The sequence below is a fragment of the Streptomyces sp. CBMA152 genome (genome assembly GCF_014596475.1).
Lineage (GTDB): Bacteria > Actinomycetota > Actinomycetes > Streptomycetales > Streptomycetaceae > Streptomyces.
Map to the genome: position 1 here is coordinate 364,964 of NZ_MECJ01000028.1, position 23,932 is coordinate 388,895.

General features: G+C 71.1%; 21 protein-coding genes. 9 read left to right on the forward strand and 12 right to left on the reverse strand.

From position 1 onward, the window contains the following. Window positions 1-69: 69 nt before the first annotated feature. The 6 genes from BG418_RS25175 to BG418_RS25200 form a co-directional block, all read right to left on the reverse strand. On the reverse strand, window positions 70-1,131 hold the full coding sequence (locus BG418_RS25175) for a BMP family protein (protein ID WP_188276250.1): 1,062 nt from the start codon (window positions 1,129-1,131) through the stop codon (window positions 70-72). A 140-nt stretch (window positions 1,132-1,271) separates the two neighbouring features. Continuing rightward, entirely contained in the window at window positions 1,272-2,504 is a 1,233-nt protein-coding gene (locus BG418_RS25180; protein ID WP_188276575.1) for an amidohydrolase, read from the reverse strand. A 233-nt stretch (window positions 2,505-2,737) separates the two neighbouring features. Then, window positions 2,738-3,829: a hypothetical protein gene (locus tag BG418_RS25185; protein WP_317453751.1), complete on the reverse strand. Its 1,092-nt coding sequence runs from the start codon at window positions 3,827-3,829 to the stop codon at window positions 2,738-2,740. 51 nt (window positions 3,830-3,880) lie between these two features. Continuing rightward, the gene (locus BG418_RS25190; protein WP_188276252.1) at window positions 3,881-4,813 is read right to left on the reverse strand and encodes an N-acetylneuraminate synthase family protein; all 933 of its coding nucleotides are present in this window, start codon (window positions 4,811-4,813) and stop codon (window positions 3,881-3,883) included. 12 nt (window positions 4,814-4,825) lie between these two features. Further along, window positions 4,826-6,031 (reverse strand): cytidylyltransferase domain-containing protein, encoded by a 1,206-nt coding sequence (locus BG418_RS25195; RefSeq protein WP_188276576.1) that lies wholly within the window; start codon window positions 6,029-6,031, stop codon window positions 4,826-4,828. Window positions 6,032-6,102: 71 nt separating this feature from the next. After that, window positions 6,103-7,434 carry a DUF6716 putative glycosyltransferase gene (locus BG418_RS25200; RefSeq protein ID WP_188276253.1) on the reverse strand — a complete coding sequence of 444 codons (1,332 nt, stop codon included), beginning with the start codon at window positions 7,432-7,434 and terminating at the stop codon, window positions 6,103-6,105. 187 nt (window positions 7,435-7,621) lie between these two features. On the opposite strand from BG418_RS25200, the gene BG418_RS25205 reads away from it, so the two are divergent. Further along, window positions 7,622-8,626, forward strand: a complete 1,005-nt coding sequence (locus BG418_RS25205; protein ID WP_188276254.1) for a glycosyltransferase — start codon at window positions 7,622-7,624, stop codon at window positions 8,624-8,626. Beyond that, window positions 8,626-9,945 (forward strand): polysialyltransferase family glycosyltransferase, encoded by a 1,320-nt coding sequence (locus BG418_RS25210; RefSeq protein ID WP_188276255.1) that lies wholly within the window; start codon window positions 8,626-8,628, stop codon window positions 9,943-9,945. The genes BG418_RS25205 and BG418_RS25210 overlap by 1 nt, the downstream gene beginning before the upstream one ends. Here BG418_RS25210 and BG418_RS25215 read toward each other — a convergent pair. Continuing rightward, a complete protein-coding gene (locus tag BG418_RS25215) occupies window positions 9,938-11,413 on the reverse strand; it encodes an FAD-dependent monooxygenase (protein ID WP_188276256.1) in 1,476 nt (491 codons plus the stop codon). The genes BG418_RS25210 and BG418_RS25215 overlap by 8 nt on opposite strands. Window positions 11,414-11,450: 37 nt before the next feature. Here BG418_RS25215 and BG418_RS25220 point away from each other — a divergent pair, with 37 nt between their 5' ends. Then, entirely contained in the window at window positions 11,451-12,092 is a 642-nt protein-coding gene (locus tag BG418_RS25220) for a TetR/AcrR family transcriptional regulator C-terminal domain-containing protein (protein ID WP_188276257.1), read from the forward strand. 102 nt (window positions 12,093-12,194) lie between these two features. On the opposite strand, the gene BG418_RS25225 is transcribed toward BG418_RS25220, so the two are convergent. Further along, on the reverse strand, window positions 12,195-13,793 hold the full coding sequence (locus tag BG418_RS25225; RefSeq protein ID WP_188276258.1) for a methylmalonyl-CoA mutase: 1,599 nt from the start codon (window positions 13,791-13,793) through the stop codon (window positions 12,195-12,197). Between the two features lie 92 nt (window positions 13,794-13,885). On the opposite strand from BG418_RS25225, the gene BG418_RS25230 reads away from it, so the two are divergent. Next, window positions 13,886-14,758, forward strand: coding sequence for a L,D-transpeptidase family protein (locus BG418_RS25230; protein WP_188276259.1), 873 nt, complete (start codon window positions 13,886-13,888; stop codon window positions 14,756-14,758). Window positions 14,759-14,966: 208 nt separating this feature from the next. Here the strand turns inward: BG418_RS25230 and BG418_RS25235 are convergent, their stop codons facing one another. The 4 genes from BG418_RS25235 to BG418_RS25250 all read right to left on the reverse strand — a co-directional run bounded on the left by BG418_RS25235 (window position 14,967) and on the right by BG418_RS25250 (window position 19,304). Then, window positions 14,967-16,133: a hypothetical protein gene (locus BG418_RS25235; RefSeq protein WP_188276260.1), complete on the reverse strand. Its 1,167-nt coding sequence runs from the start codon at window positions 16,131-16,133 to the stop codon at window positions 14,967-14,969. Next, on the reverse strand, window positions 16,133-16,771 hold the full coding sequence (locus BG418_RS25240) for an RNA polymerase sigma factor (protein ID WP_188276261.1): 639 nt from the start codon (window positions 16,769-16,771) through the stop codon (window positions 16,133-16,135). Before BG418_RS25240 ends, BG418_RS25235 begins: the two co-directional genes overlap by 1 nt. 297 nt (window positions 16,772-17,068) lie before the next feature. Continuing rightward, complete coding sequence (locus BG418_RS25245) at window positions 17,069-17,659, reverse strand: RNA polymerase sigma factor (RefSeq protein ID WP_188276262.1); 591 nt, start codon at window positions 17,657-17,659, stop codon at window positions 17,069-17,071. A gap of 61 nt (window positions 17,660-17,720) precedes the next feature. Next, entirely contained in the window at window positions 17,721-19,304 is a 1,584-nt protein-coding gene (locus BG418_RS25250; protein ID WP_188276577.1) for a glycoside hydrolase family 20 protein, read from the reverse strand. A gap of 405 nt (window positions 19,305-19,709) precedes the next feature. Here BG418_RS25250 and BG418_RS25255 point away from each other — a divergent pair, with 405 nt between their 5' ends. The 5 genes from BG418_RS25255 to BG418_RS25275 all read left to right on the forward strand — a co-directional run bounded on the left by BG418_RS25255 (window position 19,710) and on the right by BG418_RS25275 (window position 23,891). Continuing rightward, window positions 19,710-20,252 carry a 2-oxo-4-hydroxy-4-carboxy-5-ureidoimidazoline decarboxylase gene (locus BG418_RS25255; RefSeq protein WP_399000188.1) on the forward strand — a complete coding sequence of 181 codons (543 nt, stop codon included), beginning with the start codon at window positions 19,710-19,712 and terminating at the stop codon, window positions 20,250-20,252. A 228-nt stretch (window positions 20,253-20,480) separates the two neighbouring features. Continuing rightward, the gene (sdhC, locus tag BG418_RS25260; RefSeq protein ID WP_188276263.1) at window positions 20,481-20,861 is read left to right on the forward strand and encodes a succinate dehydrogenase, cytochrome b556 subunit; all 381 of its coding nucleotides are present in this window, start codon (window positions 20,481-20,483) and stop codon (window positions 20,859-20,861) included. A gap of 9 nt (window positions 20,862-20,870) precedes the next feature. Next, window positions 20,871-21,347 (forward strand): succinate dehydrogenase hydrophobic membrane anchor subunit, encoded by a 477-nt coding sequence (locus BG418_RS25265; protein WP_188276264.1) that lies wholly within the window; start codon window positions 20,871-20,873, stop codon window positions 21,345-21,347. Between the two features lie 31 nt (window positions 21,348-21,378). After that, window positions 21,379-23,133 carry a succinate dehydrogenase flavoprotein subunit gene (gene sdhA, locus BG418_RS25270; RefSeq protein WP_188276265.1) on the forward strand — a complete coding sequence of 585 codons (1,755 nt, stop codon included), beginning with the start codon at window positions 21,379-21,381 and terminating at the stop codon, window positions 23,131-23,133. Further along, entirely contained in the window at window positions 23,133-23,891 is a 759-nt protein-coding gene (locus BG418_RS25275) for a succinate dehydrogenase iron-sulfur subunit (protein WP_188276266.1), read from the forward strand. The genes sdhA and BG418_RS25275 overlap by 1 nt, the downstream gene beginning before the upstream one ends. Window positions 23,892-23,932 lie beyond the last annotated feature (41 nt).

The following is a 23,932-nucleotide window of genomic DNA, read 5'->3' on the forward strand; positions in this document are numbered from 1 at the left end:
CCGAGCCCGTGCACTACAGGTGCCGTGACCGGAGCCGGCCCCCGCGAGGAGGCCGGGTCACGGACCGGGTCACGGGGTGGTCTTGACCTTGACCGAACCGTCGACGATCTTCTTCTGGGCCGCGTCGAGCTGGGCCTTGATGTCGTCGATGAAGCCGCCGCTGGTGGCGAGCGAAACGCCGCCCTTGGCCAGCGAGTAGCTGTTGGTGCCGGTCAGCGGCTTGCCGTCCTTGACGGACTTGACCAGCTCGTAGACGCCGACGTCGACGTTCTTGACGACCGAGGTCAGGATCGACGCCTTGTACTTGGCGAGCGAAGCCTGGTTGTACTGGTCGGAGTCGACGCCGATCGCCCAGGCGCCCTTCTTGCCCGCGACGGCCTCGATGGCACCGGTGCCGGAGGAGCCGGCCGCGGTGTAGATGACGTCGATGCCCTTGTCGAGCATGCCCTGGGCGGCTTCCTTGCCCTTGTCGGGGCTGGCGAAGCCGGAGGTGTCCGAACCGTGCGACAGGTACTGGACCTCGACCTGGTCGGCCGGCTTGGTGTCCTTGACGCCCTGGGTGAAGCCCGCCTCGAACTTCTTGATGAGCGGGACGTCCACGCCACCGATGAAGCCGACGTGGCCGGACTTCGACTTCAGCGCCGCGGCGACACCCGCGAGGTAGGAGCCCTGCTCCTCGGTGAAGGTGATGCTGTCGACGTTCGGCGCGTCCACGACGGAGTCGACGATGCCGAAGGTGACCTTCGGGAACTTGGCGGCGACCTTCGTCATCGAGGTGGCGTAGGCGTAGCCGATGCCGACGACCGGGTTGTAGCCCGCCTGGGCCAGGTCGGTGAGGCGCTGGACGCGGTCGGCCTCGGTGTCCGTGGTCTTGGCGGTCAGCTCCTTGATCTCACCGCCGAACTCCCCCTTGGCCTTGTCGATGCCGCGCGCGGCGGAGTCGTTGAACGAGTGGTCGCCACGGCCGCCGACGTCGTACGCGACACCGACCTTGACACCCTTGCCGCCCGCGCTGGACGACGCGGTGGAGCCCTTGTCCTTCTCGGAGGACGTGCTGCCACACGCGGTGGCGGAAAGCGCGAGCGCGGCGGTGGCGATACCTGCCGCAGCGATCTTGGATACCCGGCGCACGAGGAGGTCCCTTCACAACGAACCGAGAGCGCCCCTACCGGCGCTGGTTTCGCGTCGGATCGTAACGCGCGTAGATGTCGCGTAAAGACCTGTTCGGAAGCCGTTATCGGATCGTCGCGAACAGGGGATGAAGTGTCCGGTTACGAACGGTGTCCTTCCAGCAGCGCAGTGGCAGTGAAGAGCTCGACTCCGACCTCGATGGCCGCCTCATCGGCGTCGAAATCACCCCTATGCAGGTCAAGGCGGGCATTGGAGCCCGGGGTGCGCACGCCGAGCCGGGCCATCGCGCCCGGCACATGCTCCAGGTACCACGAAAAGTCCTCGCCACCCAGACTCTGCTCGGTGTCCTCGATCGAATACGCCCCTCGGCGCGCCGTCTGAGCCTCGCGCAGGAGTTCGGTCACCGCCGGGTCGTTGACGACCGGCGGCACCCCTCGTACGTACGTGATCTCGGACTTGGCCCGGTGCAGGGTGGCGATCTCGTCGATCGCGGCGTGCACCTGGTCGGGCGCGTCGCGCCAGGCGTCGAGGTCCAGGCAGCGAACGGTTCCGGCCAGCTCGGCGCGCATCGGGATGACGTTGCAGGCGTGGCCCGCGTCGATGCGGCCCCAGGTCACCGCGAGCCCGGCGCGCGCGTCGATACGGCGGGCGAGCAGCGCGGGCACGTCGGTGACCACCCGGGCGGCGGCGGTGACCAGGTCGGTGGTCAGATGCGGGCGGGCGGTGTGGCCGCCGGGCCCGGCCAGCGCGATCTCCAGCCGGTCGCAGGCGGAGGTGATCGCCCCGACCCGCAGCCCGATCCGGCCCGCGTCCACGCGCGGGTCGCAGTGCACCGCGACGATCTTCCCCACACCGTCGAGCACCCCGCCCAGGATCGCGTCGGCGGCGCCGCCGGGCAGCACCTCCTCGGCGGGCTGGAAGATCAGGCGCACCGGGTGCGGCAGCAGGCCCTGCCGGTCGAGTTCGGCGAGCACCAGACCGGTGCCGAGCACCACGGTGGTGTGGATGTCGTGGCCGCACGCATGCGCCCGATCGGGGACGGTCGAGCGGTACGGCGTGTTGACTTTGGCGTCCGGGATCGGCAGCGCGTCGATGTCCGCCCGAATGGCCAGCATGGGCCGTACGCCGTCCCAGGTACCGATGTCGCACACCAGTCCGGTGCCGCTGGCGAGCACCCGCGGCTTGAGCCCGTCCGCCTCAAGGCGCTTCTTGATCGCGGCGGTGGTCCGGAACTCCTGGTTCCCGAGCTCGGGGTGCATGTGCAAGTCCCGGCGGAATGCGATGAGTTCGGCGCGCAGCGACTCGGGCAGCGCGCCGGGCAGCGGAGCTTCCCCGGGCAGATCGGCTTCGGACTCGTCGGAGGCGCGCGACATCAACTGGTTCACCTGTTGAAGGGTAGGCCCCTTCAGGGGCCAACTAACCGGCGATCAACAAAAGTTCAGCCCGATAGGGGAAAGAATCCTGGCCGCGCGGCGCATATCGCCCACGCGGGCTGGGTAAACTCGGCGCCCGGTTCTCAGCTCCGTGCCAGCCGGGTCGCAGCCCCCTCTCAGCGGGCTCTCAGCGCCGTCTCAGGTCTGCGCCCATGCCTCATCCGTACGGGTGTTCAGGCGGTCAGGCAGTCGGGCGGCCGGGCCGCCACCATGCGCAGGCCGTGGGCGTCGCGGGCCGTGCCGGTCACGTCCGCGAGGAAGCCCTGGGCGCGCGGGGACGCCTTCTCGGTGAGCCATGCGGGGTCGATGTCGCAGACCAGCAGGCGCACGCCGGTGCCGTCGAGCGCGGGCGGCAGGGTGTGGACGACGGTGGACGGAAAGCTCAGGACGGTACGCCCCACCGGGCCCCGGCGGGCGATGAGTTCGAGCGGCAGGTCCGGTCGTACGATCTCCAGACCGGTCCGCGCGTGCAGGGTGTGCAGCTTCTCGGTGGACTCGCGGCGGTGCGCGAAGTAGCGGGTCACGCCGTGGGTGCGGGCCAGCGTCGCGACCGCCTCCAGATAGCGCTCCGGGTCGACCACGCCCGTCTCCACCAGCGAGGTGCCCACCATGTCGGCGCCCTTGGTGATGCGCGGCGGGCCGAACCGGGACCGCGTCCAGCCGAAGGTGTTGCGGGTGACCGTGACCGCCTCGGGGGCCTCCACGGGCATCGCGCTGAACACCTCGACCGTACGGCTGCACGACGGGGTGAGGCGGCGGCGCGCGGAGGCCGCGACCGGTGCGAAGAGCAGATCGCGCGCCCCGGCCCGGCTGCCGCGCCGGTGCCAGCGCACCAGCCGCTCGCCGCTGGCCAGTTGGGAGACGAACTCCATGGTGGCCGTGCCGTCGTCGACGACGACCAGGTCGCGCGAGCGCGCCACGGTCAGCAGCAGCTGCACATAGCGCGAGAACGGGTCGCCGATGACGATCCGCTCGGCGCCGCGCAGCAGCGAGGAGAGCCCGGCGATGGTCTGCAGCGGCGCCAGCGGCCCGCCGCGCGCCTCCTCCCAGCGCACCCGCATGCCCTCGTCACGGGCGAGCTCGGCCATCCGGCGCAGCTGGCCGCGCGACATCGGGTCGGTGGGCGACAGGACGACGACGGTGAGGTCGTCGTGGACGGCCGCCGCGTCCCCGGGTCCGGTCCGCTGGGCCGGCACACCGTTCAGGAGCGGGCGCGTCGAATGGGCCCACTCCAGCACGTTGAGCAGCTGGACCGGGCTCTCCACGAAGGCGATCGTGGCGGAGGTGTCCCGAGGAGGCACGGCGGCCGGCCCGGCTCAGACCGCGACCGGCGCGCGGTCGGCCTCGGCGGCCTCGGCCTCGGCGACGACACCCGCGACCCGGCGCAGCTTCTTCATCGGGGCGCGCTCCGACTCGTACACCTTCTTGACGCCGTCGCCGAGCGCGGCCTCGATGGTGCGGATGTCGCGGACCAGGCGCTGCAGGCCGCCCGGCTCGACGGACGCGGCCTGGTCCGAGCCCCACATCGCGCGGTCCAGGGTGATGTGGCGCTCGACGAACGTGGCGCCGAGGGCGACCGCGGCCAGCGTGGTCTGCAGGCCCGTCTCGTGGCCGCTGTAGCCGATGGGCACGTTGGGGTACTCGGCCATCAGGCTGTTGATGACCCGCAGGTTGAGCTCCTCGGCCTTCGCCGGGTACGTGGAGGTGGCGTGGCAGAGCAGGATGTTGTCGCTGCCCAGGACCTCGACGGCGTGGCGGATCTGCTTCGGGGTGGACATGCCGGTCGAGAGGATGACCGTACGGCCGGTGGCGCGCAGGGCGCGCAGCAGCTCGTCGTCGGTGAGCGAGGCGGAGGCGACCTTGTGGGCCGGCAGGTCGAACTTCTCCAGGAACGCGACGGCCTCGGTGTCCCACGGGGAGGCGAACCAGTCGATGCCGCGCTTCTTGCAGTGCTCGTCGATGGCGCGGTACTCCGACTCGCCGAACTCCACCCGGTGGCGGTAGTCGATGTAGGTCATCCGGCCCCACGGGGTGTCGCGCTCGATGTCCCACTGGTCGCGCGGGGTGCAGATCTCCGGCGTGCGCTTCTGGAACTTGACGGCGTCGCAGCCCGCGTCGGCGGCGGCGTCGATGAGGGCGAGGGCGTTGCCCAGGTCACCGTTGTGGTTGATGCCGATCTCACCGGTGACGTACACCGGCTGACCCGGTCCGGCGGTGCGGCTGCCGAAGGTGCGCAGACGGTTGCTCATGAGGGTGATTCCTTACTGGGCGGGGGAGTTGTGGAGCTCGGGGGAGGGGGTGGGGTGTGGCCGAGGGGTGTGGTGGAGCTCGGGTCCGAGGAGCCAGGCGGCGATCTCGCGGATCGCGCCCTCGCCGCCGGGGGTGGCGGTGACCGCGCGCGCGGCGGCGCGTACGGAGTCATGGGCGTCGGCGACCGCGACCGGCCAGCCGACGAGGGAGAAGCAGGGCAGGTCGTTGACGTCGTTGCCCGCGTAGAGCACCCGTGCCGGGTCGATCCCCGCCTCCTCGCACCACTGCTTGAGCGCGAGGTCCTTGCGGTCGATGCCGTGCAGTACGGGGATCTGGAGCTTGCGGGCGCGGGCGGCGACCACCGGGTTCTGCTCGGTGGACAGGATCAGCAGCTTCAGCCCGGCGCGGCGCAGGGCCGCGACGCCGAGCCCGTCGCCCCGGTGCACGGCGACGAGTTCGCGGCCCTCGGAGTCGATGAGGACCCGGTCGTCGGTCTGGGTGCCGTCGAAGTCCAGGACGACCGCGTCGACGTCCTCGCGGAACGGGGTGCGGACCGGGTCGAGCAGCGGGGCGAGCGCGCGGGCGCGGGCCAGGTCGTGCGGGTCGTCGATCTCCAGGACCCGCGCGGGGTCGGTGCGCACGAGCGCGGTGCGGCCGAAGAAGCGGTGCCGGTGGGTGCGGAACCCGGCCGCGTCCATGGCGTACGCGGCGCCGGTCTCCAGGAAGTCCTGCGGACGGTCCTGGCGGCGCGGGCGGTACGCCTTGTCGTGGCCCATGCCCTCGCCGCCGCCCTCGTCCGCCGACTCGCGCCAGACGAAGCCGTGGAAGGGGGCGACGGTGACGGCCGTGTCGGCGCCGTCCACGACGACGGCCTCGGCGACGCCCTCGACGTCCTCGTGGCTGAGGAACGGGCTGGTGCACTGGACGAGGAGGACGACCTCGGCGTCCGCGTGGCCTTCGAGCGCGTGCAGCACGGCCGCCTCGCTGGACGCGGTGTCCCCCGCGATGGCGGCGGGCCGGACCACCACGTGCGCCCCGGCGGAGGCCGCCGCCGCCGCGATGCCCGGGTCGTCCGTGGAGACGGCGACGTCGGTGACGTACCGCGCGGCGAGACAGGCCTGTACGGCCCGCACCACCAGCGGGATGCCGCCGACCGGGGCGAGGTTCTTGCCGGGGACGCCCTTGGAGCCGCCCCGGGCGGGGATGACGGCGAGCACCTTGCGGCGCCCGGGCGCGGCCTGCGTCGCCGCGGCCTCGGGCTCGGCGGGCGGGGTCTCGTAAGGCGGGGTCACAGTTCTCCCATCCGGCGGATGACCGGGGCCACGCGCTGGACGCCGTGGCGATAGGCCCCGCGGGCCGCGTCCCGTACCGCGTCGCGCACCAGACGGCGTACGCCGGTGGCCTCCGCTTCGGGTGCGGCGCCCGGCAGCGGGGTGCCGTCGGGGGCGAGGTGGTGGCGGGCGAGGAGGCCCGGGAGGTATCCGGGCGCGGTGGCGAGCGTGTAGTAGGGCTGTACGGGCGGGAGTTGGGGCCGTGACACGAGTTCCGCGATCCGCTCGCGTACGCCGTCGAAGGCGGTCGCGTACGCCTCCCCCGGGGCCACTCCCTGCGCGGCGAGCCAGTCGGCGGCGGGGGCGGGGCGGTGTCCGGCGTCCAGCTGATCCCAGGAGGCGAGGCAGCCGGAGCCGACGAAGTGGTGGTTGCCCAGGGTTTCGCGGACGCCCAGATCGGTGAGGACGGCGGTCGGCACCGAGCGGTGCAGGGACTCCAGGGCGGCCGTCGAGGAGACCGTGACCAGGAGGTCGGTGCGGTCCAGGACCTCGCCCATGTTCCCGTACACCAGACGGAAGTTGGGCGGCAGCTCCATCGAGCGGGCGAGCTTCTGGTACGGCTGCTCCTCGATGTGCGTGGTGTGCTCACCGGGCTTGGAGCGCAGCTTGAGCAGCACCTCGCGGCCGGGGTGGCGGCGGGCGTGCCCGACCAGGCGCCGCAGGAGGTACAGCCGGTCGGCGCGGCTCTCCGGCACCGACGGCTGCGCGGCGAACACCACGGTCTCGCGGCCGGGTTCGGGCCGGTAGGGCGCGCCGCCCAGGAACGGCAGCGCGGCCTCGGTCACCGCCGACGCTTCGGCGCCCACCCCCTCGTACACCGCGCGGAAACGCTCCGCGTCATGACGGGAGTTGGCGAGGACGACATCGGCGCCGTGGCGCAGCAGCAGCCCGTCCGCCAGCTTCTCGTAGACGACGCCCACATAGCCGGTGACCAGGACGGGCCTTTGTGTGTGGCCGGGCCACAGGCGGGCGAGGCCGTGCAGCGCCGCCTGGGCCGCGCCACCGACGAGCGCGAGGACCACCACGTCGTACGGCTCCCGCTCGATCGCCCGCAGGAACGCGGCCATCGTCACCTCGCGCAGCGCGTCCGCGTCGACCCCGACCTCGCCGACCTCGGCGAGCTGCCGGGCGGTGGGCGTGGCCCGGCAGCGCACCAGGAATCCGCTGAGTTCGGGTGCGCGCTCGGCTATGCGGCGGGCGGTGAGGGCACCCCATTTCCACCGGGTGTCGGAATCCGCGACAACGGCGATCCGGAGCGGGGCGTCGGCGGGACGGGTACGTGATGGCACGTCGAAGAAGCTAGGAATCCATTCCGATTGATGGCCCAACTGGACCGCAACAGATGGTTAACAGCGCGACTACTCAAGGGGAAAGAGCCCGCAAAGCGAACCGGTTAACAATCCGGCCGCCCAGTGTTCACCCACCGTCCCTCGCCCGGCCAGTACGAATGACGCGGCGGCACTTAGCGTCACGCGGGTGGTCAAGCTCTCCGTGGTAGTGCCGTTCTACAATGTGCGGACATATGCCCCCGACACCCTGAGAAGTCTGCGCGACAACGCGCGCGACGACTTCGAGTTCCTTCTGGTCGACGACTGCTCCTCGGACGGGACGGCCGAACTGCTCGCCCGCGCCGAGCGCGAGCTGCCGGGGGCGGTGGTCCTCAGACACGAGAAGAACGGCGGCCTCGCCACGGCGCGCAACACCGGCATCGACGCGGCGCGCGGCGAGTACGTCACGTTCCTCGACGGCGACGACTGGCTGGCGCCCGGCTACTACTCCCAACTGGTCGCCACCATCGAGGAGTTGGGCTGCGACTTCCTGCGCACCGACCACGTGCAGTGCACCGGCAAGGACCGCACGGTGCAGCGGGTGCCGCACGGGCGGCGCGGCGAGGTGATGAACCCGCGCGACGCGATCCTGCCCACCACCCGCTCCACCTCGGTGGACTACGCGTTCGCCTGGGCGGGGATCTACCACCGCCGCCTGGTCGAGCGGGGCCTGCTGCACTTCACGGACGGGCTGCGCACCGCCGAGGACCGGCCGTGGATCTGGCGGCTGCACCGCGAGGCGGAATCGTTCGCGGTGGTGGGTCTGCTCGGCGTCTACTACCGCCGGGGAGTGGCGACTTCTCTGACCCAGATCGGAGACGTACGCCAGCTCGATTTCATCCGGGCATTCGACCAGGTAATCGAGGACACCGCCCAAGATCCAAATTCGGCGGAACTGCTTCCGAAGGCGGTACGGACGTACTGCGCCATTATTTCCCATCACCTGGGGAACAGTGAAAGGTTCGAACCCGCCGTGGCACGGAAACTGCGGACAATGAGCGCGGGAGCGCTGAAAAGGATGCCGCAGGACGTACTGAACGAGGCGCTGAACGCGATGGACGCGGGCCGCGCCTCCCGGCTGCGGCGACTGCGCGGCCGCACGGTCTCGACGCCGTCCGCCACCGCCGCCCGGAGCGCGGGGGCCGCGGCCTGATGCGTACGACGCAGATCTTCCTCGCGACCACGCTGTACGGGATGGCGACGCTGGCCGCCGCGATCGACAGCGACTGCTTCGCCCCGGCCGACCGGCGACTGCTGCTGATCAGCAACAACGCGCCGATTCCGGAGACTTCACCCTCGCTCGACACGATGCCGGGCTTCGAGCTGCTACGGGAGCGCTTCGACGGCGTGCTGTCGTGGAACGCCGCGATCGCCCCGCTGCACCCGGGCGGCTGGGGGCCGCGCGCCGACGACGTACCGCTGTGGGAGCGGCAGCTGCGGCGCGAGTGGGACCTCGGCGACGACCGGATCGAGCTGGCGGTGGAGTCCCTCCAGGTCAACCCGGCGGGCGCGGTCGCCCAGCTCTTCCCGGACGCGCCGCTGCACGTGTACGCGGACGGCCTGATGAGCTACGGCCCCACCCGCAACAAGCTGGACCCGCTGGTGGGTTCGCGGGTGCGCCGGGTGCTCCACCTCGACCTGGTGCCGGGCCTGGAGCCGCTGCTCCTGGGCGAGTTCGACACCCCGGCGGAGGTGATCCCGACGGCGGCGTTCACGAAGGTGGTGAACGAACTAGCAGTGGATAGCGGCGAGTTGGACGTGCCCGAAGGCGCGGCGCTGCTCCTCGGCCAGTACCTCGCCGCACTCTCGATCCTCACCGAGGCGGAGGAGGAGGAGCTCCACATCAGCATGCTGAAGGGGGCGGCCGGGCGGGGCCACCGCCGGATCGTCTTCAAGCCGCACCCGTCGGCCCCGCCCGCGTGGTCGCGGTCGCTGCGCACCGAGGCGGCGAAGCTCGACGTCGAACTGACCATCCTGGAAAGCCCGTTGCTGGCCGAGGTGCTGTACGAGCGGATCGGCCCCGAGCTGGTGGTGGGCTGCTTCTCGACCGCGCTGCTCACGGCGTCGGCGTTCTACGGCATCCCGGCCGCCCGCACCGGCACCGAGTTGCTGCTCGACCGGCTCACGCCGTACCAGAACAGCAACCGGGTGCCGGTGACGCTGGTGGACGCGCTGCTGCCACCGCTGACCGGGCCCGCGCCCGAGCCGCCGAAGGACCTGGCGGCCCTGGTGGCGGCGGTCGGCTACGCGATGCAGTCCGAGATCCGCCCGGACCTGCGCGGCACGGCGGAGCGATACCTCTCGCACCACCTGACCGACCACACCTGGCGCTACTTCAAACGCCGCCGCCTGACCACACTGGGCCTCCCGGGCGCGATCCCGTCGCAGCTGGCGTTCATCCCGCGGAACGCGACGGTACGGAAGCTGGCCCGGCGGGCCAGAGCGGTGGCCCGCCGGGCCCGGCTCACTTAGCGGCGCCGCACCGCGTCAGGTACTCCCCCAGCCCCCGGTCCGTCTCCCCGGCCCAGCCGACGTAGCCGTCCGGGCGGACGAGGAACAGGCCGCGCCCGTACGTCTCGTACGCGCTCAGGGTATGCACGTGGACCAGCTCGCTCCGCACCGCCGGGGGCTCCGTGCCGATGGCGAGGAGGGTGAAGTGGGGGCCGCTGAACAGGTCGAAGAGGCGGCCCTCGGGCAGGACGCCGTCGGGGGCGCGGTCGCCGGCCTCCAGGGCTCCGGCCGCGCCCGAGGAGAGCGGGCCGCCCCGGTAGCCGATGCCGAGCTGCTTGACCACGTTGCCGCGCTGGCTGTCCCCGCCGAGCAGGGCCTGGCGGTGCAGCCGGGTGCTCATGCCGAGGACGTCGGCGGCGACCGGCTGCCGCTCCTGCTCGTAGGTGTCGAGCAGCTCGGCCGGAGCGCCGTGCCGCAGCACCTGGCCGAGCTTCCAGCCGAGGTTGTAGGCGTCCTGGACACTGGTGTTGAGGCCCTGGGCACCGGCCGGCGAGTGCACATGGGCGGCGTCCCCGGCGAGGAAGACCCGGCCCACCCGGTACCGCTCGGCCAGTGCGGCCCGCGGCCGGAACTCCGAGGCCCAGACGACCTCGGTGATCTCGTCGGCGGTCACCGGCGTACGGGTGGCGATCAGCTTCCGTACGCCTTCGGGGGTGGCGTCCGGCACCGCCTCCACGTCCTCGTACTGGGCGACCAGCTGGAACAGCCGGGGGGCGCCCGGCAGCGGGCAGAGCACCACGGCGCCGCCGCTCGCGCCGGTCCACGCGTGCCAGTGGTCCCCGTCGACGAACGCGTCCGGCGCGACGACCACGTCGGCCACCAGCATCGGCTTGGGGTCGACCGCATCGCCGTTCATGGCGACGCCGAGCAGTCGGCGCACGGTGGACCGGCCGCCGTCCGCGGCGACCAGATAGCGGGCGCGGACCTCACGGCCGTCCGCGAACGTGGCCGTGACCGCGTCGGCGTCCTGGTCGAGCCCGGTCAGCTCGGCGTCGAAGACGACCTCGCCGCCGAGGGCGCGCAACTCGTCGTGCAGCAGCGCCTGGAGGTGTGCCTGCCCGATGAGCAGGCCGTTCGCGTACGGGGTCTGCTCGGTGGGCTCCGAGACCTCCATCATGTCCCACTCGCGCCCGCGCACGGTGCCGTCCGGGCCCTCCCAGCCGAGCATCCGGGGGTACTCGCGCCCGGCCGCGCGGACCGTGTCCAGGATCCCGAAGTCGTGCAGCACCTCCTGGGTGCGCGGCTGGAGTCCCTTGCCGCGCGAACCGGGGAAGAGCCGGTCGGACTTCTCCACGAGCAGCGCGGACACGCCCCGGCGGGCGAGGTCCATGGCGAGCACAAGACCGGTGGGGCCCGCACCGCAGATGAGTACGTCGACGTCGACGGTGGTCGAGCCGCCGAAGGCTTCCTTAACGTTGTTAAGTTCCATGCCGCGAGGATGCGCTTAACGGTGTTAAATTGTCAAGGTGGCTACGACGAGAATCGACCGCGCGCTGGTCGCCGACACCGCGCTGCGGCTCCTGAACGAGGTGGGCCTCGACGGCCTCACCCTCCGCGCGATCGCCAAGGAGCTCCAGGTCCAGGCGCCCGCGCTGTACTGGCACTTCAAGAACAAGCAGGAGCTGCTCGACGAGATGGCGACGGTGATGCACCGCCGCATGACGCACGCGGCAGGCGGCGTCCCCGGCCTGGCCCGCGGCGCCACCTGGCAACAGCTCCTCGTCGCCACCAACACCGAGCTGCGGAAGATGCTCCTGAGCTACCGGGACGGCGCGAAGGTGTACGGCGGCGCGAGCTTCACCGGCACCGACCACGCCGAGTCCCTGGAGGCGTTCCTCGCCCTGATGACCGCGGCGGGCTTCCCCCTGCGCGACGCGGCCCGGGCCGTGATGACCGCGTACGCGTACACGATGGGCTTCGTCGCCGAGGAACAGGGCATGGCCCCCCACCCCATGGACGTCCCCGACCGAGCCAACCGCCTGGCGTCCTACCCCCTGGCAGCAGCGGCGGGCCCGGACCTCTTCACCTCGTACGAGGAACGCTTCGAGGAGGGACTGAGGGTACTGATCGCGGGGATGGAGACGGTGTACGGCCCGCGTTCCGCCTGATCCCCGGGCCGCCCGATCCCTCCGCCCGGGGCACGCCGTAATACCTAAGGGGCGCGGGGAACTGCGCGACAAGCCCCCACCGGCCCGCAGGCAACGTACAACTCAGAACACCTCGTGCGGCACATACGCGCCCCACACCTCCCGCAGCGCCCCACAAACCTCCCCCACCGTCGCGCGAGCGGCCAGCGCCGACTTCATCGGATACAGAACGTTGTCGGCGCCCGACGCGGCCCGCCGCAGCTCGGTGAGTGCCGCCTCCACGGAACGACCGTCACGCTCGGCCCGCAACCGCTCCAGGCGAGCAGCCTGACGGTCCTCAATCGCCGGATCGACGCGCAGGGGCGAATAAGGCTCCTCCGCATCGAGCTGAAAGCGATTCACCCCGACCACCACCCGCTCACCCGCATCCGTCTCCCGAGCGATCCGATACGCCGACCGCTCGATCTCCCCCTTCTGGAACCCCTGTTCAATCGCGCTGACGGCACCGCCAAGGTCCTCGACCCGCTCCATGAGCGCGAGCGCGGCCGCCTCCACATCGTCCGTCATGGCCTCCACCGCGTACGACCCCGCGAACGGATCGACGGTAGCCGTCACATCCGTCTCGTACGCGAGCACCTGCTGCGTACGCAGGGCGAGCCGCGCGGACTTGTCCGTGGGCAGCGCGATGGCCTCGTCGAAGGAGTTGGTGTGCAGCGACTGCGTACCGCCGAGGACCGCCGCAAGGCCCTGGACGGCGACCCGCACCAGGTTCACCTCGGGCTGCTGCGCGGTGAGTTGCACCCCGGCCGTCTGCGTGTGGAAGCGCAGCATCAGCGACTTCGGGTTCCGCGCCCCGAACTCGTCCCGCATCACCCGCGCCCAAATCCTCCTGGCCGCACGGAACTTGGCCACTTCCTCAAGCAGCGTCGTCCGCGCGACGAAGAAGAACGACAGCCGCGGGGCGAAGTCGTCGACGTCCATCCCGGCCGCCACAGCCGTACGTACGTACTCGATGCCGTCCGCCAGCGTGAACGCGATCTCCTGCGCGGGCGAGGCACCCGCCTCCGCCATGTGGTACCCGGAGATCGAGATCGTGTTCCACTTCGGGATCTCGGCCCCGCAGTAGCGGAAGATGTCGGCGGTCAGCCGCAGCGACGGCTTCGGCGGGAAGATGTACGTGCCCCGGGCGATGTACTCCTTGAGCACGTCGTTCTGGATCGTGCCCGTCAACTGCCCCGCCGATACGCCCTGTTCCTCCGCCACCAGCTGGTACATGAGCAACAGCAGCGCGGCGGGCGCGTTGATCGTCATCGAGGTGGAGACCCGGTCGAGCGGGATGCCGTCGAAGAGCACCCGCATGTCGTGGACCGAGTCGATCGCCACGCCCACCTTGCCGACCTCGCCGTGCGCGAGCGGCGCGTCGCTGTCGTGGCCCATCTGGGTGGGCAGGTCGAAGGCGACGGAGAGGCCGGTCGTGCCGTGGGCGATCAGCTGCCGGTAGCGCGCGTTGGACTCGGCCGCCGTGCCGAACCCGGCGTACTGCCGCATCGTCCAGGGCCTCCCGGTGTACATCGTCGGGTACACACCCCGCGTGAACGGGTACGCCCCCGGCTCGCCGAGCCGCTCCGACGGATCCCAGCCCTCCAGGGCGTCCGGCCCGTACACCGCCTCGATGGGCAGCCCGCTCTCGGTGCGCCGGGCATCCTCGGCGTCGCGCGCCATGTGCTCGCCTCGCTTTCCTCGCGGCTTCTCTGCAACCGTTCGGCCCGCGTAAGAGTCTCTGGGTGCACCAGAGACTCATAAGGGGGGCGACGATGCGCCGGATCCATCTCACCACTGTCATAGCCAGGACGCTCGCCGCGGCGACCGTGCTGACGGTCACAGCCGCGTGCGGCGCCGGGACGGACAAGGCCGCGGTGGGGGTCGCTCCGACGACACCGGCGGCGTCGGTGCCCGCTGCGGCCGCGGCCGACGACACCACCAACGACAACAAGGCCGACGGCGCCGCGAGCCCGGCCTCGTCCACCGACAGGACCGCCGCGAAGACGCCCGGCAAGGTCCTGATGGCCAGCGGCGCCAAGGGCGACCAGGTCAAGGACCTCCAGGCCCGGCTCGCCCAGGTCGGCTGGTTCGACGACACGCCCTCCGGAACGTACGGCAGTGTCACCTCCGCCGCCGTCAGGGGCTTCCAGGACAAGCGTCAGCTCCCCGCCACCGGCTCCATGGACACCGCGACCTGGCAGAAGCTGTCCGCGATGACGACCAGGCCGACCCGCGAGGAGCTCGCCGGAACGACGGTCGTCAAGCAGAAGACCAAGCTGGACAAGCGCTGTATGACCGGCCGCGTGCTGTGCATCAGCAAGACCACCCGCACCCTCAACTGGGTGGTGAACGGCAAGGTCCTCTCCTCCATGGACGTGCGCTTCGGCTCGCAGTACACGCCGACCCGCGAGGGCACCTTCAAGGTGTTCCTGAAGAGCAAGAACCACGTCTCGACGATCTACCACACGCCGATGCCGTACGCGATGTTCTTCAGCGGCGGCCAGGCCGTGCACTACTCGTCGGACTTCGCCAAGCGCGGCTACGCGGGCGCCTCGCACGGCTGCGTCAACGTGCGCGACAAGAAGAAGATCGCCGCGCTCTTCGACCAGGTGAAGATCAACGACAAGGTCGTCATCTACTGGTGAGCCGGAGCCACCCCTGAACAAGACCGAGCCCCCCACCGGATCACCGGTGGGGGGCTCGGTCGTACGGGAGAGGGCGCGGGCGGGATCGGGGGAACGTGTCCCGCCCGCGCCATTCGCGCCGAGCCGTGGGTACGGGGGGAACCCCGGCTCTGTGCGCCGCCGATGACCAGTCGGCTCACTTCTTACTGCGCCACCGGGCCGAAAAGTGTCACACCCAGCGATCGAGGCCGCTGTCGAGCCGTCGATCGGCCGTTCGCGCGGCGGTGTCCGGGGTCTGCTGCGGGGACGCGGTGACGCTCGTCCGGTACGCCGACGACAGCACCGGCGCCTGCGTCGGCAGGCTCGGCGAGGCGTCCGCGCCGCCCGGAACGACGGGCGGCCACGGGTTCGCCGAGGGCGCGCTGCTCCAGCTCACGGTGGGCAGCTTCGGGGCCGAGCCGTCACGTCCGCCGCGTCCGCCGTCCGTGCCGCCGGGGGCCCAATGGCCGTCCCCCTTGTCGTCGCCGGAGCCGCCCTTGCCGCCCGAGTCACCGGAGTCGCCCTTGCCGCCCGAGTCGCCCTTGCCGCCGGAGCCCTTCTTGGCGGCCTTGTCCGCCTCGTCGATCACCCGGTCGCACAGCCGCTTCACATTGGCGGCGCCCTGAGCGGCGTTTTCCAGCCAGTGCCGACGCGTCTGGTCGAGCCGGTCCGAGCGGTAGTCGCGGCACGCCTCGACGGTCTTGGCGGCCCAGTCGGCGGCGGGCACATCGTCCTTGGTCGCCGGGTCGGGCGTGGCCGACGGGTGCCCGTCGGTACCGGCGGACGCGCCGGCGCTCGGCGAGCCGGGCCCGCCCGAGGGCGTACGGCTCGGCGACGGCGACTTCGGGGCGTGCGACCGGCCCGTACTCGCGGGCGAGTCCGAGGAGATGGGCCCGGGGGTCGCGGCGCCCGACACCGACGAGACGGGCTCGGGGTCGGCGGTGCCGAGCCCGGGCAGCACACCGGTACCGGCGGCCACGGCCACCCCGCCGAGCGCGCACCCGGCCAGGGCCGCGGCCAGGCCGAAGCGGACGGGCCGCAGGCGGCGGCTCCGCCCGGGCTCGCGGGACTTCTTCGAGCTGCGGCCGACCTGGACGACGTGGTCGGCCACGGCGGCGGTGGGTGCGGCGGCGCTCTGCGCGCGCGCCTGCCGGAAGGCGGCCAGCGCGGCCGCCTCACCGGGGAGTTCACGGGCGGCCGGGGCGGGCGCGGTCTGCGGGTGCTCGATCGCGCGCAGCACCGCGGAGAGCCGTTCGGCCTGCTCGCGCGCGTGATCGTCGACGGGTACGACCGGTTCGCCGCGGAGCAGCCGCTCTGCGGCGTCCTCGTCCAGCCACTCGTGGCGCTCGTCGGCCATCACATGTCCTTCTGCGTCGGCGCGCCCGATTGCGTCACACCGCACGACCGATTGCGTTGCGGCGGCACACCACCGAGATCCGGGCCGTTCTCCGAGCCGAGCAGCTCGGCCAGCCTCTTGAGGCCGCGATGGGCGGCCGTGCGCACCGCGCCGGGCCGCTTGCCCAGCGTCTCGGCCGCGCTCTTCGCGTCGAGCCCGACCACCACCCGCAGCACCACGGCCTCGGCCTGGTCCTGCGGCAGTTGTGCGATGAGCGCCATCGTACGTCCCGTGGCGAGGGACTCCATCGCCTCGCCCGCCGTGTCCGAGTCGGCGGCGCGGCCGGTCAGCTCGGTCTCGTCGCCGCCGACGGCGGGGCGCCGGCCCCGCATGCGTATGTGGTCGAGCGCCCGGTTGCGCGCGATGGTGGCGGCCCAGCCCCGGAAGCGGTCCGCGTCGCCGCTGAACCGCTCGATGTCCCGCGCTATCTGGAGCCACGCCTCGGAGGTCACGTCCTCGGCCTCGGCCTCGCCCACGAGTGTGCGGGTGTAGCCGAGCAGCCTCGGGTGCACCGCGCGGTACACGGCACGGAACGCGTTCTCGTCGCCGTCCTGTGCCGCGAGTATCGCGGTGGTCAGCTCCGCGTCTTCCCCCTGCACTCTCCGCACCCTGCCCTGGTGTCGCAGCCGGTCCCGCTGCCGCGCCGATCGGCGCGAAGGAGCACGCTACGGCCTGTACGGCGGTTAAGTCCATTACTTGTACAACCCGCAACAATTCACTGACTCAGCGCGGTGTGACAGAAACCGCAGCGTTGGCGCTGAGAGGAGTACGGGGTCGCCACACGGCCCCGACGGAAGGCGACCGGGGCCTCTCCTGTGGGGGGTGGCGGCCCCGGTCGTCCTCCCGATCTCCGACTCCCGCTCCCCGTGCGCCCGTTACGGCGCCGCGCGAGCCGGTCACGAGTCCTCCTCCGGCGACAGCCGTGCCGCGAGGCGGCGCAACCCCCGGTGTGCGGCGGTGCGGACCGACCCCGGGCGTTTGCCGAGGACCCTTCCCGCCGCGGCCCCGTCGAGCCCGGCCACCACCCGTAGCAGTACCGCCTCCGCCTGTTCGCGGGGCAGCGTGGCGATCACCTCCAGGACCCAGCTCGTCGCCAGCGCCTCCAGGGCCGCTTCGGCCGTGTCCTGGCCGCCGGGGAGTTCCAGGGCCTCCTGGTCGAGCGGTACGCCCCGGGGTCTTCGGCGCTGGCGGCGCAGATGGTCCATGGCGCGATGGCGGGCGATCGTGGCGCTCCAGGCCCGGAACCCGGCCCCGTCGCCCCGGAAGCGCGCCAGATCACGGGCTATCTCCAGCCACGCCTCGGACATCACGTCCTCGGCGTCGGCCCCCACCAGACCGCGTACGTACGCGAGCAGCCCCGGGTGAACGAGCCGGTAGGCGACCGCGAAGGCCCGCTCGTCCCCCTCCTGGGCACGCGCGACGGCCGCTCCGAGCTCCGCGTCGTCGCTCCGGTTCCGGCCACGGCGCTGGTCCCCACCCCTGCCCATGGTCTGTTCTGCGCGCGGGGGCGCGGAAGTGTCACTTCCGCGCCCCCGTGCGGCACCGCGCTCAGCCCAGCTTGTCCGCGAGCTCCTTGAACGCCTCCCACTCCAGGGCGGGCGTCCGCGGGTCCCAGAGCTTCTGGGCCAGCGCCCGCAGCGGCATCCGGATGCCCTTGGCCACCTGGTCCTGGGTCTGCGCGTCGGCGTAGTCGCACCACACCGCGAGCCGGGCGCCGAGGATCTGGTCCGAGTAGCGCGCGGGCACCGGCGTGGTGCCGCGCAGCACCAGCGGGGTCCACTCCTGGTAGATGCGGCGGCCGGTGGGGTACTTGAAGTCGTTGGGCTCGCCGAGCACGTAGTACAGGTACTCGTCGTTGAGGTTGACCGTCCTGCGGCCCTCGGCCAGGTACTCCTCGGGCGGGCGCGCGCCCAGCTCCTTGCCGGTCCAGTACTCGACCTCGCGGGCCGGGTCGGGGGCGACGTGGGTGCCCTTGAAGTAGCCGTCGTTCCACGCCTTGAACGTCTTGCCGAACGGCCGCAACGTCGCCGCCCGGTCGTTCAGCCAGCCGGTCGCGAGGTCCTGTATGTCGCCCTTGGCGCCGTACTTGGCCTGCGCGGCGGCGGCCAGTCCCGGGTAGGCGGCCTCGGGGTCCTTGGCCATCAGCGCCAGGTACTCGTCGCCGCCGAGGTGCCAGTACGCGCCCGGGAAGAGGTCCGCGTACTCGCGCAGCAGATCGTCCACGAGCTTCGCCGCGGCCGGGTCGGCGATGTCGACCGCGCCCTTGGTGACCTTGCCGGTGGCGTCCTTCAGCTCCAGGTCGGGGTGCGCCTTGAGGACCGCGCCCAGGTGCCCCGGCGAGTCGATCTCCGGGACCACCTCGATGTGCAGGCGCCGGGCGAGCGCCACGATCCGCTCCACCTCGCGCTTGCTGAGGTGGTCGCGCGAGACCACCTCGGGGTGCGAGGCGGACTCGATACGGAAGCCCTGGTCGTCGGAGAAGTGCAGCCCCAGCTGGTTCATCTTGAGGTCGGCCATCTCGCGCAGCCGGGCCTCTATCCAGGCCGCGGTGAAGGGCTTGCGCGCGATGTCGAGGTTGAGCCCCCGCTGCGGGCGGTCGGGCTTGTCCTCGACGGTGCCCTCGGGCATCACCCCGCCGCCGCGCAGCGCCTGCTTGAGGGTGCGGGTGCCGTAGAAGACCCCGGCCTCGTCGGGCCCGGTGATCTTCACCGTACGGTCGCGGGCGGTCAGCGTGTACGACTCGGGGGCGGCCTGCTTGGTGGGGGTCAGGGCCAGCTCTATGTCGCCGGGGCGCGGCGCCGCGCCCTGCGCGTACTCCGCGGACAGCTCCCCGGCGAGCAGCTGGCCCTCGTCGGTCAGCGCCTCGCTGCCGGTGGCCACGACCACGCGGGTGGTCGCGACGGGCCGGAAACCGGGGCCGCGCGCGGGCTCGTGGCGGGCCACGGCGGGGATGGTGCGGGGCGGCGAGGAGAGCGGGTAGATCGGGGTGGGCGAGGCGGTCGCGCCCGGCTTGGCGTCGACACGCCCGCCGTGGCCGCCGTGGGTGTCGTCCTCGGGCCAGACCACCACGGTGAGCGCGAGGGCGGCGGCCGCCACCACGGCGACGCGTGCCACCAGGGCGCCCCGGGACATCCGGGTCGTCCGGTCACCCCGGGCGCCATCGGCGCCGGCACTCCTGGACTGCGACATCACTCAGAATCCTCCCATACGGGAACAAGTCCGGCGAAAGCGAGCGAAAGTGGCCCGGAGGCGTCCACTATGCGCACCTCACCCCGCACGTCCGGGTGAAATTCGCGCATCCGTCGGGCACCCCCCACCTCGCGTCGATAGCGTGGCGGCACTCCCACCTCTGCTTCCCCTCCCGCCTCTGCGTCGTCTCCCCGGCGGCGTGCGTATGAAGCCGCCGTTCCCCCGTACGTTCCTCCAGCTCGTCGCCCGCTCTAGGAGCCCACGCTGTCCAGCGAATCCCACGCCGGCCCCCGGAAGCGACCTTCGCCACTTCATCACACTCCCTGCCCCGCGCCCCGTCCGGCCACAGTGGGGCAATCCCATGCGAACCCCGGCATTCCGGGCCCGTACGAGGCTCTGGCCGATGGACTCCGGCGCCTCAACCATGCCCCGGCGGCGGCCGCCGAAGCCGCGCTGCTCGCCTGCTGTGCCAGCCGCCGGTGGGCGCTGCGGCTGACCGCCCACCGGCCGTACCCGGACCTGGACGCGCTGCTCGCCGCCGCCGACGAGGCCAGCTACGACCTCTCCCCCGGCGATCTCGCCGAGGCCCTGGCCGACGAGCGCTCGCCCGGTCTGCACCCCTCGGCCCCGCAGTCGGCGCACACCGCGCTGCGGGCCGCGCACGCCGCGTACGAGAGCAGGTTCAAGTACGCCTTCGTGATCTGCCTGGAAGGGCTGCGGCCCACCGAGCACCTCAACCAGATGCTCGCGGGGATCCGGGTGCGGATGACCAACGAGCGCGAGGAGGAGTCCGTCATCGCCGCGGAGGAGCTGCGCCGACTCGCCCGTGCGCGGCTCGCCCATCTCGTAACCAATCATCCAGAAACGGACAGCGCGGTCGCCACCCGCTGAACGCCTGTCCGCCACCGGCCCGCTGACGGCTCGTCCACGCCCGCAGTGGGCCCGTCGGATAGCCCGTCCGAGGCTGTTTGATTGCCTGTTTGATCACACCTGCGGACCCCGCGCGAACGAACCGACATCTCGTCGCTACGATGACCGGGGCCGGTGGACCGTACCCGGCCGGGTCAGACCGACAGTCAAGCCGGCCGGCCCTAGTCCCCGCTCCCGGAGGGTTTTTCCGTGCCGGCTGGAACGCTGTACCGCGGCCGGGAAGGTATGTGGTCGTGGGTGGCTCATCGAGTCACCGGTGTCCTCATCTTCTTCTTCCTGTTCGTCCATGTCCTCGACACCGCACTCGTGCGTGTCTCCCCCGAGGACTACGACAAGGTCGTCGCTACCTACAAGACGCCCATCGTGGCGCTTTTGGAGTACGGCCTCGTCGCCGCCATCCTCTTCCACGCGCTCAACGGTCTCCGCATCATCGCGGTCGACTTCTGGGCCAAGGGCCCCCGATACCAGAAGCAGATGCTGTGGTCCGTCGTGGGCATCTGGGTCGTTCTGATGATCGGCGCGCTGTACCCCGTGCTCGGTCACGCCGCCCGTGAACTGTTCGGGAGCTGAGGTCTGATCATGTCTGCCGAAACCACTGCCGCGATCGGCGAGGTCGAGGGCGCGAGCCTGTACGACGCCGACAATCCGGCGCCGCTCATCGAGGCCCCGCGTCAGCGGACCAAGAAGACGCCGAAGTCGACGCGCACCAACTTCGAGCTGTACGGCTGGCTGTTCATGCGGCTGTCCGGCGTCGTCCTGGTCGTCCTCGTCGTCACCCACCTGTGCATCCAGCTGGTGCTCGACGGCGGCGTCTCCAAGATCGGCTTCGCCTTCGTGGCGGGCCGCTGGGCGAACCCCTTCTGGCAGGTCTGGGACCTGGCCATGCTGTGGCTCGCGATGCTGCACGGCGCCAACGGCCTGCGCACGGTCATCAACGACTACGCGCAGCGGGACAACACCCGCTTCTGGCTGAAGATGCTGCTCTACACCGCCACGGTGTTCACCGTCCTGCTGGGCACGCTGGTGATCTTCACCTTCGACCCGAACATCCGCTAGGCCACGGGCTGAGGGACTGAGGAATTCACTGATGAAGATCCACAAGTACGACACCGTCATCGTCGGCGCCGGTGGCGCCGGTATGCGCGCCGCCATCGAGGCGACGAAGCGCAGCCGCACCGCCGTGCTCACGAAGCTCTACCCCACGCGTTCCCACACGGGCGCGGCGCAGGGCGGCATGGCCGCCGCGCTCGCCAACGTGGAGGAGGACAACTGGGAGTGGCACACCTTCGACACGATCAAGGGTGGTGACTACCTGGTCGACCAGGACGCCGCCGAGATCCTGGCGAAGGAGGCCATCGACGCGGTCCTCGACCTGGAGAAGATGGGCCTGCCGTTCGGCCGTACGCCGGCCGGCGAGATCGACCAGCGCCGTTTCGGCGGTCACTCCCGCAACCACGGCGAGGCCCCGGTCCGTCGTGCCTGCTACTCGGGCGACCGCACCGGCCACATGATCCTCCAGACGCTGTACCAGAACTGCATCAAGGAGGGCGTGGAGTTCTTCAACGAGTTCTACGTGCTCGACCAGCTCATCACCGAGGTCGACGGCGTCAAGACGTCCGCCGGTGTGGTGGCGTACGAGCTCGCGACCGGCGAGATCCACGTCTTCCAGGCGAAGTCCGTGATCTACGCCTCCGGCGGCACCGGCAAGTTCTTCAAGGTGACCTCCAACGCGCACACCCTGACCGGTGACGGCCAGGCCGCCTGCTACCGCCGCGGTCTGCCCCTGGAGGACATGGAGTTCTTCCAGTTCCACCCGACGGGCATCTGGCGCATGGGCATCCTGCTGACGGAGGGCGCCCGTGGTGAGGGCGGCATCCTCCGCAACAAGGACGGCGAGCGCTTCATGGAGAAGTACGCGCCGGTCATGAAGGACCTCGCGTCCCGTGACGTCGTGTCGCGCTCCATCTACACGGAGATCCGCGAGGGCCGCGGCTGCGGTCCCGAGGGCGACCACGTCTACCTGGACCTGACGCACCTCCCGCCGGAGCAGCTGGACGCCAAGCTCCCGGACATCACCGAGTTCGCGCGGACGTACCTGGGTATCGAGCCGTACACGGACCCGATCCCGATCCAGCCCACCGCGCACTACGCCATGGGCGGCATCCCGACCAACGTCGAGGGTGAGGTCCTGTCGGACAACACCACCGTCGTCCCGGGTCTGTACGCGGCCGGCGAGGTCGCCTGTGTCTCCGTGCACGGCGCCAACCGCCTGGGCACCAACTCGCTCCTGGACATCAACGTGTTCGGCAAGCGCGCGGGCATCGCGGCGGCGGAGTACTCGGCGAAGGCCGACTACGTCGAGCTGCCGGAGAACCCGGCCGAGCTGGTCGAGAAGCAGGTCAAGAACCTGCTCGCATCCACCGGCACCGAGCGGGTCGCGGTCATCCGCAAGGAGCTGCAGGAGACCATGGACGCCAACGTCATGGTCTTCCGCACCGAGCAGACGATCAAGACGGCGGTCGAGAAGATCGCCGAGCTGCGCGAGCGCTACAAGAACGTGTCCGTCCAGGACAAGGGCAAGCGCTTCAACACCGACCTCCTGGAGGCCATCGAGCTGGGCAACCTGCTCGACCTGGCCGAGGTCATGGCCGTGTCGGCCCTGGCGCGCAAGGAGTCCCGCGGCGGTCACTACCGCGAGGACTACCCCAACCGCGACGACGTCAACTTCATGCGCCACACCATGGCGTACCGCGAGGTCGCGGACGGCGGCAAGGACTCGATCCGCCTCGACTACAAGCCCGTCGTCCAGACCCGCTACCAGCCGATGGAGCGTAAGTACTGATGGCCACCCCGACCCTGGACAAGCTTGAGGCGGACTCCACGTCCTCGCACCTCATCACGGTCACCTTCCGGATCCGCCGGTTCAACCCGGAGATCTCGGACGAGGCGACGTGGGAGGACTTCCAGCTGGAGATCGACCCGAAGGAGCGCGTGCTCGACGGTCTCCACAAGATCAAGTGGGACCTGGACGGCTCGCTCACCTTCCGCCGCTCCTGCGCCCACGGCATCTGCGGCTCCGACGCGATGCGGATCAACGGCAAGAACAGGCTCGCCTGCAAGACGCTGATCAAGGACATCAACCCGGAGAAGCCGATCACGGTCGAGGCCATCAAGGGCCTCACGGTCCTCAAGGACCTGGTCGTGGACATGGACCCGTTCTTCCAGGCGTACCGCGATGTGATGCCCTTCCTGATCACCAAGGGCAACGAGCCGACGCGCGAGCGTCTGCAGTCCCCCGAGGACCGCGAGCGCTTCGACGACACCACCAAGTGCATCCTGTGCGCCGCGTGCACCTCGTCGTGCCCGGTGTTCTGGAACGACGGCCAGTACTTCGGCCCGGCGGCGATCGTCAACGCGCACCGCTTCATCTTCGACTCGCGTGACGAGGCGGCGGAGCAGCGGCTGGAGATCCTGAACGACAAGGACGGCGTGTGGCGTTGCCGCACCACGTTCAACTGCACGGACGCGTGCCCGCGAGGCATTGAGGTCACGAAGGCGATCCAGGAAGTGAAGCGCGCGCTGATTACGCGCCGGTTCTGATCTTTCCTGTCGTACGCGTACGAGGGCCCCGCTTCCCGTCC